A 13150-nucleotide genomic window follows, 5' to 3' on the forward strand; every position below is an offset into this window, starting at 1 on the left:
GGGCGTGTCGCGGGTGTTGCTGATCGAGGACGACCCGGGAGTGCGTGAGGGCCTCGAGCTGGCCCTGACCGGGCACGGGCACCGTGTGCGCGCGGTGGAGTCCGGCGAGCAGGGGCTGGACCGGCTGCGTACGGACCCTCCCGACGTCGTCGTGCTCGATCTGATGCTGCCCGGCATGGACGGGTTCGAGGTCTGCCGCCGCATCCGGGCCGCCGGGGAGATACCGATCATCATGCTGACCGCGCGCGGCGACGACATGGACGTGGTGGCGGGGCTGGAGGCGGGCGCCGACGACTACGTGGTCAAGCCCGTGCAGCCCAGGGTGCTCGAGGCGCGCATCGGCGCCGTGCTCCGGCGTATCGGCCGCGACCAGGCGGAGCTGGAGCGGCACGGGGACCTGACCATCGATCGGGCCGGGCTGGTGGTCGCCAACCGAGGCGTGCCGGTCAGCCTCGCCCCGACCGAGCTGCGCCTGCTGCTCGAGCTCTCCGGCACGCCGGGCCGGGTGCACAGCCGCCAGCAGCTGCTGGAGTCGGTGTGGGAGCACGGGTATTTCGGCGACTCGCGTCTGGTGGACGCGTGCGTGCAGCGGTTGCGCGCGAAGATCGAGGACGACTCGGCGGCGCCCGTCTACGTGCAGACGGTGCGGGGGTTCGGGTACCGGTTCGGGCCGGTGTAGCGGCCGATGGCACCTCGGCCGAGCCTGGGGCTGCGTGCCCGGCTGTTGTCCGCCTTCGCACTGCTGTGTGTGGTCACCGCGGCGGCGGTGGCCGGCGGGATCTACGTCCAGGCCCGCATCGCCATCCTGCAGCGGGCCCAGGACGCCGCGGTGCAGGCGGTGACCAGCCGCCTGAAGGCGCTGTACCCGTTGCGGAGCGCGACGCCGGGCCTGACCGAGCTCAACGAGATCGCCGCCGCCGCGACCGACCAGAACAGCTTCGCGGTCGCCTTCTACCGCGGGATGCATTCGTCGCTCACCGCGTCACCCGGTCCGCCGCCCGGCCCGCCGCTCACCGCGTCGCCCGCCCCGTCGCCTGGTCCGCCGCTGGCCTCGCCGCAGGGGCGCCGGAAGCCGGGTGGGAGGGAGCCGGACGTGGAACTCGGGATGATCTCACCGAAGTTGCGGCAGGTGGTGGCCGGCGGCCGTACGGCGTGGCAACGGGTGGTGTGGCAGGGCCGGCCCGGCCTGATCGACGGCACGCCGTGGCTGATCATCGGCACGCCGTTGCTGATCGTCGAGGAGGACGGGACGACGCGGGTGTCCGGCATCGAGGTCTACACCGCGCGCAGCCTGCTCGCCGAACAGCGCAGCATCGACGGGCTCGCCGCGTCCGCCTGGCTCACCGGCGGCGCGGCCCTGGCGTTCGCGGTCGTCCTGGCGTTGCTGGCCACCCGTGGCGTGCTGGGCCCGGTGCGCGAGCTCGGCCGGGCGGCACGCCTGCTGGGCCAGGGCGAGATGCGGACCAGGATCGCGGTCCGCGGCTCCGACGAGCTGGCCGAGGTGGCACGCACGTTCAACACCACCGCCGCGGAGCTGGAACGGCACGTCAGGCAGCTGCGTGAGATGGAGGCCGATGCCCGCCGGTTCGTGGCCGATGTGTCGCATGAGCTGCGAACCCCTCTGGCCGCGCTGGCCGCGGTCGCCGACGTCCTGGAGGAGGAGTCGGCCCGGCTGCCCGATCCCGCCGGCAGGGCCGCCAGACTGGTCAGCCAGGAGACGCTCAACCTCACCGCTCTGGTCAACGACCTCATCGAGATCAGCAGGTTCGACTCCGGCGTGGCGGCCCTCGCGCTGAACGAGGTCGACGTGGCCGAGTTGGTGCGCGCGACCTTGCGTGTCCGGGGCTGGTCTGAGTCGGTGCGCACCGAGCTCGCCCCCGGGGTGATGGCGCGGCTGGACCCGCGCCGGGTGGATGTCATCCTCGCGAACCTGGTCGGCAACGCCCTGCGGCACGGCGAGCCGCCGGTGTCGGTACGGCTTCGCGCCGACGCGCACTGGATCACTCTGGAGGTCCGCGACCACGGACCGGGGCTGGACGAGGCGGTGCTCCCGCATGTGTTCGACCGGTTCTACAAGGCCAGCGCGGCCAGGACCAGGTCCGAGGGCAGCGGCCTGGGCCTGGCCATCGCGCGGGAGAACGCGCGCCTGCACCGAGGCGACCTCACCGTCGCCAACGCCCCGGAGGGCGGCGCCGTCTTCGCGCTGCGCCTGCCACGCCGGGCACCCGATCCGGACGGAGACCCCGAGTGAGGACCGGCCTCGCCCGCCGCATGCTCGCCGCGGGTCTTGTGTCGATCGTCGCCGTGGCGGGCTGCGGCGTGCGACCCAGCGATGTCATCCCCGCCGGCGACCCGCCGAGCGGACGCGTCGCACCCGCCACGACGATCATCCTCTATCTGGTGAAGAACGGCCGGCTCAGCGCGGTGACGCGGCCGGCCGGCCGTCCCTTGTTCCAAGCGGGCACGCTCGCGCTGCTGGCGGACGGGCCCACCGCGGAGGAACACGCGCGCGGGTTCACCACCGACGTCCCGGCCGGGGCGGGCCCGTTCTCGGTGACCGTCAAGCCGGCCGGCCACTTGGTGGTGACCTTGTCCATAGCGGCCGGCGACCTGTCCGAACTGGCCGTCGAGCAGATCGTGTGCACGGTTGCCGCCACGGCGCCGCAGAGCCCTGTTCAGGTCACCGTCGCCGGTGCCGGGCAGAGCGTCGGCCCCCGGAGCTGTCCGGGGAGACGGTAGCGGCCCGGCCGTGGCGACCCGCGTTCTTGGCGAATGCCGTGTTCCGGAGTGTGCGGCACGCTCCGGCGAGATGCGACGGGGGCATGGCGCCGTACGCCGATGCCCCCGTCTTGTCAGGCCGGTGACGTGCCGCCCTGGCCGAGGTGCCGGGCGAAGAACCGGGCCGCGCTGTCGACCTCGAATCTGGGGACGGCGGCATGCCCGCCCGCGTTGGCGTGCAACGTCTTCTCCTTGGAGGCGAAGGCGTCGAACAACGCGAGACCGGATTGACGTTCGACGTGCTCGTCGTCCCACTGGAGCAGGAACTCGATCGGGACGGTGATCCGCGCCGCCGCCTCCGCCAGGCCCTCATGCCCGAGACAACCGAAGACCGCTGCGATGATGCGGGGTTCGACCGCCGTCAACGGCACCCCGATCCCGGTGCCCTGCATGATGCCCCAGAAGCCGATCGGCCCGCCGGCGCCGATCTCCGGCAGCTTCTGGAGGGCGTCCAGGGTCGCCTGCCATTCCGGCACGGCACGCGCCGCGAGGTCGATGTGGATGTCCACGACGGCCGGGCCGATCGGCTCACCCGCCGCCTGAGCCTGCCGCAGGGCGGCGATGTGCCGCTCGTCGGCCGCCGTTCGCGGCCGGTCGCCGTGTCCGGGCGCGTCGATGGCGGCGACGTTGAAGCCACAGCGGATCACGAAGTGGTGTGCGCGGCCCAGGATTCCCGGTGCCCTTTTGTGCTGGCCGCCACCGTGCGCCATGAGTACCAAAGGCGCGTGATGGGAGCCGGATGCGGGCGACCAGAGCAGGCCGGTGACCTCGCCCAGAGTGAAATTGCGTTCGACGACACCGTTCGACGATGTCTCCGCAGTGAATCGCATAGGTGTTGCTGCCTTTCGGGATCGCCTTGTCGGGGCGCTCCCGGCGACACCTACGTCAATCGCCCGGCCGTGAGGAAGATGGGGAGCACCCATTGGATACAGCGTTCATGGGTGTCACCTCCTCGCGTCGCTCACGGACTCCCGGAGGTTATCAGCCGGGACGTCGTCCGGCCCAACGCTTTTAGCCGGGGAGCGGCGGTACTAGAGGAGCCCGGCCGGCTCGTGGACGGTGAACCGCAGCCGCGGAGGCGGTGACGAGCGGGGGGTCCCGGTCAGCCGATCGGTGGATCGGACCGGCCGTCCGGTGGATCCGGCGGTTCAGCCGGTGGCTCATGAGATCGGCCGATGTGCGGCCGGTGGTGATGTCGCGACGCTGAAGGCACCTGGCCGCGAAGGGCGAGCGCACGCGAAGAACGGCTCGCCCGGGACCGGCGCCGACCAGAAAAGGATCAACATGAACGCCCGCAGTACGCAACCCGTCGCGATCGCCGAGGACGACCTGGACCATCCGCGCAGCCGCGCGTCGTTCCGCACCATGAAGATCCTCGTCGGCTGCTACATCGTCCTCAGCGTGCTGACGCTCGTGGCCGCCTACGTGCTGCGCGACGACCCCCGGATGGTGACCGACACGGTGTGGGTGCGCGGCGTGATCGTCGCGGCCAGTTCGCTGCTGATGTTCTCCTTCGTCGCCGGTACGGCCCGCGGGCGTGGCCGTGCGTATCTCAGGCTGCGGATCGCCTCGGCCCTCATGGTGGTGGCCATCACGGTCCTCGTCGCGCTGCCCGGCTTCCTGCCGGTATGGATGAGGATCGAACAGGGCGTCTGCGGGCTCGCCCTGCTCGGCGTCGTCCTGATCGCGAACGGGGGGCACCTGCGCTCGCTGTTCGCCGCCGGGCAACGGCAGGGAGACCGGGGCTAGATTGTTCGGCTGGGAGACCATGTCACCGGGAGGACACGGATGAGCAGTGCGATGCCGCGCGGCTGGGAGCGGCGACGGCATTGGGAGATCACCGTCATGCCGTACGTGTTGCTGGCGGTCCTGGTCGTCGTCACGATGACGGAGAAGTACTCGGCGGGGGCTTCCCCGCTCGTCGACCTGGTCCTGTGCGCCCTGGCCGCCGCGTGGATGCTGTGGATGTTCACGCTGCATCCCTCCTGGCGGGACCGCCCGGCGATGATGGCGGTGTTCTTCACCGTGCTGATCGCGGTTTCGGCGGTCCTCGTGCTGCGGGATCCCTGGTTCGGGTTCTTCACACCCGCCCTGTACGTCTATGCGTTCCGGGTGCTGCCCTGGCCGTGGGAGCTGTCGGGGGTAGCCGCGGTGGCGGTGGTGGCGGGCACCGCGCAGGCGTACGGCGTGGACAAGTCCACCCTCGGGGGCTTCGCGACGTACCTCGCCGTCCTGGCCGCGAACGTGCTCCCCATGTGTGGCTTCGGGTGGTTCGCCTGGCGCGGCAACCAGCGCAACGACCAGCGCGTACGGGCCCTGCGCGAGTTGGGCGAGGCGAACCGCAGGCTGGAGGCGACTCTGGCGGAGAACGCGGGCCTGCACGAGCGTCTGCTGGCCCAGGCGAGAGAGGCCGGGGTGCTCGACGAGCGGCAGCGGATGGCCCGGGAGATCCACGACACCCTGGCCCAGGGGCTCACCGGCATCGTCACCCAGTTGCAGGCCGCCGAGCAGGCCGGCGAGGATCCGGCGGGCTGGCGCAGGCATGTCGCGACCGCGATCACGCTGGCCAGGGAGAGCCTCTCGGAGGCGCGCCGGTCGGTGCACGCGCTGCGTCCCGAGCCGCTGCGAACGGCCCGGCTGGGTGAGGCGCTGGCGGCCGTCGCCGGCCGCTGGTCGGCGCTGCACGGGATCGAGGTCGAGGTCGCGACGACCGGCACGGCCCGGCCGATACGGCCGGAGGCCGAGGTGGCGCTGCTGCGCACCGCCCAGGAGGCGCTGGCCAACGTGGCCAAGCATGCTCAGGCGACCAGAGTCGGGGTGACGTTGTCCTACATGGAAAGCGAGGTCGCCGTGGACGTGCGTGACGACGGCAGGGGCTTCGAACCGGCCGGGCTCGGCGATGTCCCGCCCCACTGCCCGTCCGATGACGCGTCCGAGACGCCGGGCGACGGCGGCTCCCGTGCGTATGCGAGCGGGTTCGGTCTGATCGCGATGCGGCAGCGCATCGAGGGTCTGTCGGGAACACTGCAGATCGAGTCGGAGCCGGGCACCGGCACGGGGATCTCGGCCCGCGTCCCGGCGGAGGCCCACCCGTGAGCCGCCCCGGCACCGCCCCGGACGACGAAACCCCGATCAGGCTGCTGATCGTGGACGATCACCCCGTGGTCAGAGACGGCCTGAGCAGCATGTTCGCGCGCGATCCGGAGTTCGAGGTGCTCGGCGAGGCCGCCGACGGCGCCGAGGCGGTCCGGCTCGCCCAGCACCTCATGCCCGACGTGATCCTGATGGACCTGCGCATGCCCGGCATGGACGGCGCGACCGCGACGGCCGAGCTGGCCAGGCGAGGCATCCCCGCGCGGGTGCTCGTGCTGACCACGTACGACACCGACAGCCACGTGCTGCCGGCAATCGAGGCCGGCGCCACCGGTTACCTGCTGAAGGACGCTCCCCGCGCCGAGCTGCTGCGGGCGGTACGGGCCGCGGCCCGCGGTGAGGCCACACTCGCGCCGTCGGTGGCGGCCCGGCTGATGAACAGGGTACGAGCGCCCGACGCGGGGCCGCTCAGCCGGCGCGAGCTGGAGGTCCTCGGCCTGGTGGCGGCCGGCACGACCAACCGGGAGGCCGCGTCCAGGCTGTTCATCACCGAGGCCACGGTCAAGACCCACCTGCTGAACATCTACGCGAAGCTCGGCGTCGGCGACCGCGCCGCCGCGGTCGCCGCGGCGTTCAACCGGGGACTGCTCACCCCCGAAGCCCCCGAAGGGCCATGATGCCGGTGAGGGGGTTCCCGGTCGTACTCGGCGGCGTTCAACCCGTGAACCGCCGTCCGGACGGCGATCAGCCGACAGGAAGCAGGCCGCGTCCGCCGAAGACCTTCTTGGCGACGAAGGTGGCGTTGAGCGCCTTGGGCATGCCGCAGTAGACCGCGGAGTGCAGCAGTGCCTCGACGATCTCTTCAGGGGTGAGGCCGACGTTCAGTGCGGCGTTGATGTGGACCTCGAGCTGGGGCTCACAACCGCCGAGGGCGGTGAGCATGCCCAGTGTGACCAACTGCCGGTCGCGGGGGGCCAGACCGGGGCGGTCGTAGATGTCGCCGAAGGCCCAGGCGACGACCTGGTGACCCAGCTCGGGGGAGATGTCGGCCAGGGAGTCGATGACCTTCTGACCTCCCTCCCCGTCGACGCGGGTGAGGACCTCCATGCCGTGGTCGAATCGGTCCTGGCGGGTCTCGGCCGGGGCGGTGCTCAGGTACGTGGCGTCTTCGCTGTTCATGAGGTGAACCTAGGACTTAGAGCGCACTCCAAGTCAAACGTTCGCCGCCTCGTGAAACGCAGGAGCACCGCGGCCCTCCGGCCGGAAGCGGCCCGACAGGAGGGCGGACCGGAGTTCGGCCTGCCGGGCGATGGCGCACGTGCTGGAGGCCGGGATCCCGCTGCCTGCGGGGATCACGACGCCGACCCGGCCGGGCCGCATGATCAGGTGCCTTGACAGCTCTCAGCTTCCGTTGTGATGCCCGTCCAGCCGTTGTCGAGGAGAGCGAAGATCCGATCGAGGGCGGTCTCGGCGTCGTCTCGTCCGTGGACGAGGGTGACAGCGTCGAGGGCGAAGCGGGCCAGCGCCTGGCAGCCGGGGTCGCCGCCGGGTAGCCCGGCGTCGGCGGCGATCGCGGCGGCCAGGGTGTCCTGGTGGCTCAGCCACATCCGCCGAGCGTACTCGCGCAGCGCCGGAGTGGTGTCGATCAGGCGGAGGAAGTCGGCGAAGCGGGGGTCGCCGCGAACCTGCCGTGAGCGCTCGTCGCGCAGCAGGTCTCGCAGCGCCTGGGGGATGGACTGGCCGGCGGGGCGATCGCGGACGGCGGCGACGAGCGCAGCCTCACGGTCGTCGCCCTGGTCGAAGACCAGCGCCTCCTTGCCGCCGGGGAAGTGCTTGAACAGCGTGGTCACCGAGACGTCGGCGGCCTCGGCGATCTCCCGTACGCCGACGGCGTCGTAGCCGCGCTCCAGGAACAGCCTCAGCGCCGCGTCGGCCAGGGCCTGGCGGGTTGCGGCCTTCTTGCGCTCGCGGCGCCCCGTCTCGGTCACGTCCCCCACCTTATCCCCGGAGTTGAACGGATCATAATGTGTAACCGTTTCACTTTATGAGCCGTTGCACCTAGTGTGAGGTTGGACAGCGGCATCCGACGCCGCGTTCGGACAGAAGGGACTCAACCGATGACGACCACGCCCCGCATCGCCATCGTCGGCGGCGGGCCGGCCGGCTTGATGTGCGCGCGCGTCCTGCAGGTGCACGGCATCTGGTCGACGGTCTACGACGCGGACACCGCCGTGGACTCCCGCGACCTTGGAGGGACGCTCGACCTGCACGCTGACGCGGGCCAGATCGCGTTGGAGGACGCCGGGCTGATGGACGCCTTCCTGGCGTCGGCCCGGATCGAGGGGCAAGCCAAAAGCCGCCGGGACCACCATGGCGCCATCCTGGCCGAGTTCACCCCCGCCGAGAGCGACACCGCGGCGCCCGAGATCGACCGCGGCCAGCTGCGGACGATGCTGTACGAGCACCTGCGACCCGGCACGGTCCGCTGGGGACACGAACTCGTGCACGCGACCCCGCTCGGAGCCGGGGCGCACCGCCTGGAGTTCGCCAACGGTGCCAGTGCGGAAGCCGATCTGGTCATCGGAGCCGACGGCGCCTGGTCGAAGGTCCGCCCCCTGCTCACCGACGCGGCGCCGCAGTACCTCGGCGTCTGCTTTCTCGATGCCCGATTCGACGACGTGGACACCCGGCACCCCGAGGTCGCCGCGATCGTTGGTGACGGCCACATGTTCTCCACCGACGGCGAAGGCCGCGCGGTGATCGTCCAGCGCAACAGCAACGGTGTGGTCCGCGGCTACGTGGCCTTCCGTTCCGAACTGGACTGGCATGTCGCGGCCGGCGTGGACGTCACCGACCGCGAGGCCGTCCGGTCCCACCTGTCGCGGGAGTTCGGCGAATGGTCCACGGCCATGCGCATGCTGATCACCGACAATGACGGCGACTACACGCCGCGCTCCTTCTGGGCCCTGCCCGCCCCGCTGACCTGGGAACCCGTGCCCGGCGCCACTCTGATCGGCGACGCGGCCCACCTCATGGCGCCCTTCGGCGGGCACGGCGCCAATCTCGCCCTCCTCGATGGCGCGGAACTCGCCCACGCCATCCGGAAAGAGGACACCGTCGACGCGGCCATCTCACGTTACGAGACGACGATGTTCCCGCGATCCGGAGAGTTCGCCGCAAGCTCCAACAACGGGCTCAGGCGGTTCTTCGCCACAACGCCCCCGCACGCGCCGCACCTACCCCCCGACCACGCGCAGGAACACAGGAACTACGAAGCCAGGGCGGCGGAGTACCGGCGCCGGCAAGCCGCAGACCGCGATGCTCCTCCGCCGTCTCCCGGTCGTCACTCGGAGGCTGACCCTCCTCGCAGGCCGACCCTGGCGTCGGAGCACCACGGCTGATGCCGCCTCCAGTCCTCCGATAGTCAGTCGCTACTGGCCGTTCCGATCGTCCTCACCGGACCTTCCGGTCCTCAGGTGAGATCAGCTGGCGGGCTTGCCGAACCAGCGGGACAGGTGGTCGTCCAGGTCCTGCTGGTCGTCGCCGATCCAGGCGACGTGGCCGTCGGGGCGTAGCAGGACACAGGGGACATCCAGCTCCGCGGTGGGATCCGCGAGTTGATCGACCCGGTCCGACCAGCCGCCGACGCTCAGGCGTTCGGTGCGGTCCAGCAGCAGGCCGCGGCCGCGATGCAGCAGACCGTAGAGGTGGCCCTGCTTCACCTCGATGTCGCGCATGCGGCGGCCGAGCAGGTCGGGGCCTTCGCCGAAGTCGTAGCGGACCCCGATCGCGGTGATCTTCTCGATCAGATGGCGGTTCACCTCATTGAAGTCCATCAGTTCGGTGAGCAGCCTGCGCACGGCCTGCGGGCCCGGTTCGGCGGACAACAGCTCCCTCTGGGCGCGGGTGTTGTCCAGCACGTCCTCGGCGACCGGATGACGTTCGGCCTGGTAGGTGTCCAGCAGTGTCGCCGGGGCCCAGCCGCGGATCTGTGCGGCCAGTTTCCAGCCCAGGTTGAACGCGTCCTGAACGCCCAGGTTGAGGCCCTGCCCGCCGATGGGTGGATGGATGTGTGCCGCGTCGCCGGCCAGCAGCACCCGTCCGACCCGATAACGCTCGGCCAGCCGCGTGGCGTCCCCGAAGCGGGACAACCAGCGCGGGGAGTGCACGCCGAAATCGGTTCCGGCGATGGTGCGCAACTGTTGTTTGAAATCGTCGAGGGTGGGCGGTTCCGCGCGGTCGCTGACTTTCGCGGCGGGGACCAGGACGCTGTAGACCCCTTCGCCGAAGGGCCTGAGCCAGAACGGCCAAGGGGGCTCGCCGATTTCGGCCACCTTGGCGGCGATCTCCTCCTGCGGCACGCCCACTTTCATCTCGCCCATGAGCGCGTCGGTCCGTGAGGGCTCGCCGGGGAAGGCGACGCCGAGCAGTTTGCGCACCGTGCTGCGCGCGCCGTCACAGCCGACGAGATAGCGCGAACGCAGCCGTTCCCCGCCGGCCAGCTCGACGGTCACACCCTCGTCGTCCTGTTCGAAACCGGCGACCGCGCAACCGTGCCGGATCTGCGCGCCCATTTCGATCGCATGTTCTTCGAGCAGGCGATTGATGACCGGCTGCGGGATGCCCAGCAGATAGGCGTACGCGGAGTCCAGGCCCTTGGGCACGGGTTTGGGGATGGCGGCGAAGAAGCCGGCGGCCGGACGCTGTCGTCCATGCCGGAGAACGCGATCCAGGAGTCCGCGCATCGCCATCAGTTCGAGGCTGCGAATATGCAGGCCGACTATGCGGACGAACGACGCGGGCTCGGTTTCCTTCTCCAGAACGAGTACCCGCACGTCGTGCAGCCGCAGTTCGGCGGCCAGCATCGCGCCGGTCGGCCCGCACCCGGCGACGATCACATCGAAGGTGAGGGGTGTGCTATCGGCGCCGGCGGCCGGCGACGAGAGAGCTCCGGGGACGTCGCGCTCGGCTCCGTCGTTCGACGGCGGCTCGGTGGCGACCTGCTGAGAGTGCATAGGTGTTGCCTTTCGGGGAGTGCCTTGTTGGCGAGGCGCTCCCGGCGACACCTACGTCAATCGCCCGGCCGTGACGGGAAGGGGGAGCACCCACATCGATACAGCGTTCATGGGTCTCACCTCCTCGGGCGGTGTCACGGTCGACTGCAAGTTACAAGCCCGAACGTCACCCCGTCCAGTCATTTTCCAGCCGCGTGAAGCGACCAGCCCGATCGGCCTCCGGGGAGGATCGGACCGATTTCGGCGCTACGCGATGAAGGGCTTCTGGCCGGATCATTGGCGGGAGAGCGCGCGAGTGAGGCCTGCCACGATGGTGGTCGCAAGGGTCCATCCCGCGATGATCATCGTGGCGGCGAGCCATTGTTGTAAGCCGCGCGGGCCGAAGGCTGTCTCCTGTCCGAAGCTGATTATCGGGAGGAGCAGGTCGAGGGTGTACAGGAAGGCGTTGAAGGGGGGCGCCTCGCCTGGCTTGAAGGCCGGCGGCTGGTGAACGGTGAAAACGACCGTGCCTATGAGGAGAAGGGCCGCGAGCCAGAGCGCGGCGCGGAACGGGCGGTAGCCGTACCCGACGGTCCAGTCTTGGAGGTACCCCCATAGCCGCGCCCCGAGTCGTTGCCCCGTGCGACGGCGACGCTGTTTGGCCAGCAGCACGTCCCGAGCGGCCTCATCGTGGCCTTGCCTGCGGTAGACCGTGGCCAACTGCTCATACGGTTGGGGCTGGTAGGCCTCCTTGGCCAGCCAGTCAAGGCGCTCCCGGACAGGCAGGGGAGCCTCCAGGCTGTCGTAGGTGAAGCCGTTCATCAGGAGGTGAGCAGGCCACCGGCCGGGAACGTCATCGAGCACGCCGACCCGGGTGTGGCGAAGGTCGACGGTGCGAAGCAACAGCGTTTCCGGCCCGATCTTCAGCGAACCCGCTTCGACGCCACGTAGGCGCAGGTCACCGTCGATGGTGGTCTCGGCAAAGCACAGTGTGGCGGCGATCCGGGAATTTCTGATCGAGAGGTCTCCCGTGGCCGTGAAGCCTTCGCAACAGTCGATGCCACCGCCCGCGGTCACCTCCCACAGGGCCAGAACGCGCCCCCCGGGATTGCTGAGGGCAGCGCCGTGAAACTCCAAACTGCCCTCGACCTTGGCGTCGATGAGTACGATCTCCCCGTCGGCGCTGAAGCCCTCGCTACAGCTGAGCCTGCCGGTGACCCCCAGCCGCCGCAGTGATAGCGCCGTCGCACCCGGATTGGAGACCCTCCCGCCGTCGACGTTGACCGATCCGCGGACCTGGGTGGAGTCCAGGAAGACCTCTCCGGTCGCCACGAAGCCTGGGGTGGCTCGCAGCCCGCTGCCGATCTCCATCAGCGGCGCGTTCAGCGCGCGTCCTCCCGGATTGACGAGACGCGCCAGCGCGAAGGAGAGCGGACCGGCCACGTGGGCGCCACGCAGAAGGACTTCGCCCTCGGCCGTGAAGCCCTCATTGATGAGCAGCCCGCCGTCGATGGCGAGCCTTTCCGCGTTCAGGGCGACGCCGTCGGGGTTGGACAGCCGGGCTCCGCTGAACACGCATGTGCGTCCCACCCGGGCGTCCTGCACGCTCAGCTCGCCGTAGGAGTGGAAGCCGTGACCACACGACAACCCGCCGTGGATGACGATCCCCTCGGCGGTGAGACTGGAGCCGCCTGACCGCCCGACCAGCGCGCCGTCGAGGGTCATCGTCCCGCCGATCCTGGCGCCCGCGACGCGTAACTCACCGTCGACGACGGCGTTCGCACACAGAAGATCACGGTCGACGATCAGGCCGTCGGCCTGGACGGCCGGATCTGCGTGGATCACCGTGCGGCTGAGATTCATCGTCCCGGACACGTGGGCTCCACCGAGCTGAATCGGACCATCGATCACGCTGCCTTCAAGGCGCAGGCCCCCGCCGATCACGGCATCTGCAGCCTGTAGTCCGGGCAACCGGGAAGCGGCGAGGTCGACCAGGCCGGTGTGGGCTCCGGTGAAGACCGGCGCTTCCTCGAAATCGCACTCAGTCAAGATCAGAGGGTGTTGAACCTCGGCGTACGACAGGTCCAACCGGCCGGTGATCAGGGCTCCGGACAGGTGCATGCCAGGAGTCTGCCCTGCAAGGCGTTCCCGGGCGCCGAGCAGCATTTTTGCGATGATCGCAGCCCGAACAGGCGTGCCGGGAAGATCCACTGGACGCGCTGTGGGAAACGCCTCCCAGAGGGCGAGTTCCGGCTCTAGAAGATCTTCGATGATCACAGGGCGCT

At 70.3% G+C, this 13150-nt stretch carries 12 protein-coding genes; 7 read left to right on the top strand and 5 right to left on the bottom strand.

Annotated elements, in window-relative coordinates; translation table 11 throughout:
• Positions 1-4 precede the first annotated feature (4 nt).
• From AB0B72_RS06710 to AB0B72_RS06720, 3 genes are read left to right on the top strand one after another with little or no spacing between them, the layout of a single operon-like run.
• A complete protein-coding gene (locus tag AB0B72_RS06710; protein WP_367737371.1) occupies positions 5-679 on the top strand; it encodes a response regulator in 675 nt (224 codons plus the stop codon).
• A gap of 6 nt (positions 680-685) precedes the next feature.
• On the top strand, positions 686-2251 hold the full coding sequence (locus AB0B72_RS06715) for an ATP-binding protein (RefSeq protein ID WP_367737373.1): 1566 nt from the start codon (positions 686-688) through the stop codon (positions 2249-2251).
• Complete coding sequence (locus AB0B72_RS06720; protein ID WP_367737374.1) at positions 2248-2739, top strand: GerMN domain-containing protein; 492 nt, start codon at positions 2248-2250, stop codon at positions 2737-2739. Before AB0B72_RS06715 ends, AB0B72_RS06720 begins: the two co-directional genes overlap by 4 nt.
• Positions 2740-2852: 113 nt before the next feature.
• Here AB0B72_RS06720 and AB0B72_RS06725 read toward each other — a convergent pair whose 3' ends face one another.
• Positions 2853-3608, bottom strand: a complete 756-nt coding sequence (locus AB0B72_RS06725) for an alpha/beta hydrolase (protein WP_367737375.1) — start codon at positions 3606-3608, stop codon at positions 2853-2855.
• A 454-nt stretch (positions 3609-4062) separates the two neighbouring features.
• Here AB0B72_RS06725 and AB0B72_RS06730 point away from each other — a divergent pair, with 454 nt between their 5' ends.
• From AB0B72_RS06730 to AB0B72_RS06740, 3 genes are read left to right on the top strand one after another with little or no spacing between them, the layout of a single operon-like run.
• The gene (locus AB0B72_RS06730; protein WP_367737376.1) at positions 4063-4527 is read left to right on the top strand and encodes a hypothetical protein; all 465 of its coding nucleotides are present in this window, start codon (positions 4063-4065) and stop codon (positions 4525-4527) included.
• Positions 4528-4566: 39 nt separating this feature from the next.
• Positions 4567-5874, top strand: a complete 1308-nt coding sequence (locus AB0B72_RS06735; protein ID WP_367737377.1) for a sensor histidine kinase — start codon at positions 4567-4569, stop codon at positions 5872-5874.
• Positions 5871-6548, top strand: coding sequence for a response regulator (locus AB0B72_RS06740; RefSeq protein WP_367737379.1), 678 nt, complete (start codon positions 5871-5873; stop codon positions 6546-6548). The genes AB0B72_RS06735 and AB0B72_RS06740 overlap by 4 nt, the downstream gene beginning before the upstream one ends.
• A 67-nt stretch (positions 6549-6615) precedes the next feature.
• Here AB0B72_RS06740 and AB0B72_RS06745 read toward each other — a convergent pair whose 3' ends face one another.
• Together AB0B72_RS06745 and AB0B72_RS06750 are read right to left on the bottom strand one after the other, a co-directional pair.
• On the bottom strand, positions 6616-7050 hold the full coding sequence (locus AB0B72_RS06745) for a carboxymuconolactone decarboxylase family protein (RefSeq protein ID WP_367737380.1): 435 nt from the start codon (positions 7048-7050) through the stop codon (positions 6616-6618).
• Positions 7051-7253: 203 nt separating this feature from the next.
• On the bottom strand, positions 7254-7859 hold the full coding sequence (locus tag AB0B72_RS06750; protein ID WP_367737381.1) for a TetR/AcrR family transcriptional regulator: 606 nt from the start codon (positions 7857-7859) through the stop codon (positions 7254-7256).
• A gap of 129 nt (positions 7860-7988) precedes the next feature.
• On the opposite strand from AB0B72_RS06750, the gene AB0B72_RS06755 reads away from it, so the two are divergent.
• Entirely contained in the window at positions 7989-9272 is a 1284-nt protein-coding gene (locus AB0B72_RS06755) for an FAD-dependent oxidoreductase (RefSeq protein WP_367737382.1), read from the top strand.
• 81 nt (positions 9273-9353) lie between these two features.
• On the opposite strand, the gene rox is transcribed toward AB0B72_RS06755, so the two are convergent.
• Both rox and AB0B72_RS06765 read right to left on the bottom strand, forming a co-directional pair.
• On the bottom strand, positions 9354-10886 hold the full coding sequence (gene rox / locus AB0B72_RS06760) for a rifampin monooxygenase (protein ID WP_367737384.1): 1533 nt from the start codon (positions 10884-10886) through the stop codon (positions 9354-9356).
• Positions 10887-11159: 273 nt separating this feature from the next.
• The gene (locus AB0B72_RS06765) at positions 11160-13142 is read right to left on the bottom strand and encodes a hypothetical protein (protein WP_367737385.1); all 1983 of its coding nucleotides are present in this window, start codon (positions 13140-13142) and stop codon (positions 11160-11162) included.
• Between the last annotated feature and the right edge of the window lie 8 nt (positions 13143-13150).

This window comes from Microbispora sp. NPDC049125 (assembly GCF_040802045.1).
Classification (GTDB): domain Bacteria; phylum Actinomycetota; class Actinomycetes; order Streptosporangiales; family Streptosporangiaceae; genus Microbispora.

Excerpts from the sequence above, each read along its gene's own strand:
- AB0B72_RS06715 (WP_367737373.1), top strand. The coding sequence starts at position 686 with ATGGCACCTCGGCCGAGCCTGGGGCTGCGTGCCCGGCTGTTGTCCGCC.
- AB0B72_RS06725 (WP_367737375.1), bottom strand. The coding sequence starts at position 3,608 with ATGCGATTCACTGCGGAGACATCGTCGAACGGTGTCGTCGAACGCAAT.
- AB0B72_RS06730 (WP_367737376.1), top strand. The coding sequence starts at position 4,063 with ATGAACGCCCGCAGTACGCAACCCGTCGCGATCGCCGAGGACGACCTG.
- AB0B72_RS06735 (WP_367737377.1), top strand. The coding sequence starts at position 4,567 with ATGAGCAGTGCGATGCCGCGCGGCTGGGAGCGGCGACGGCATTGGGAG.
- AB0B72_RS06745 (WP_367737380.1), bottom strand. The coding sequence starts at position 7,050 with ATGAACAGCGAAGACGCCACGTACCTGAGCACCGCCCCGGCCGAGACC.
- AB0B72_RS06755 (WP_367737382.1), top strand. The coding sequence starts at position 7,989 with ATGACGACCACGCCCCGCATCGCCATCGTCGGCGGCGGGCCGGCCGGC.
- rox (WP_367737384.1), bottom strand. The coding sequence starts at position 10,886 with ATGCACTCTCAGCAGGTCGCCACCGAGCCGCCGTCGAACGACGGAGCC.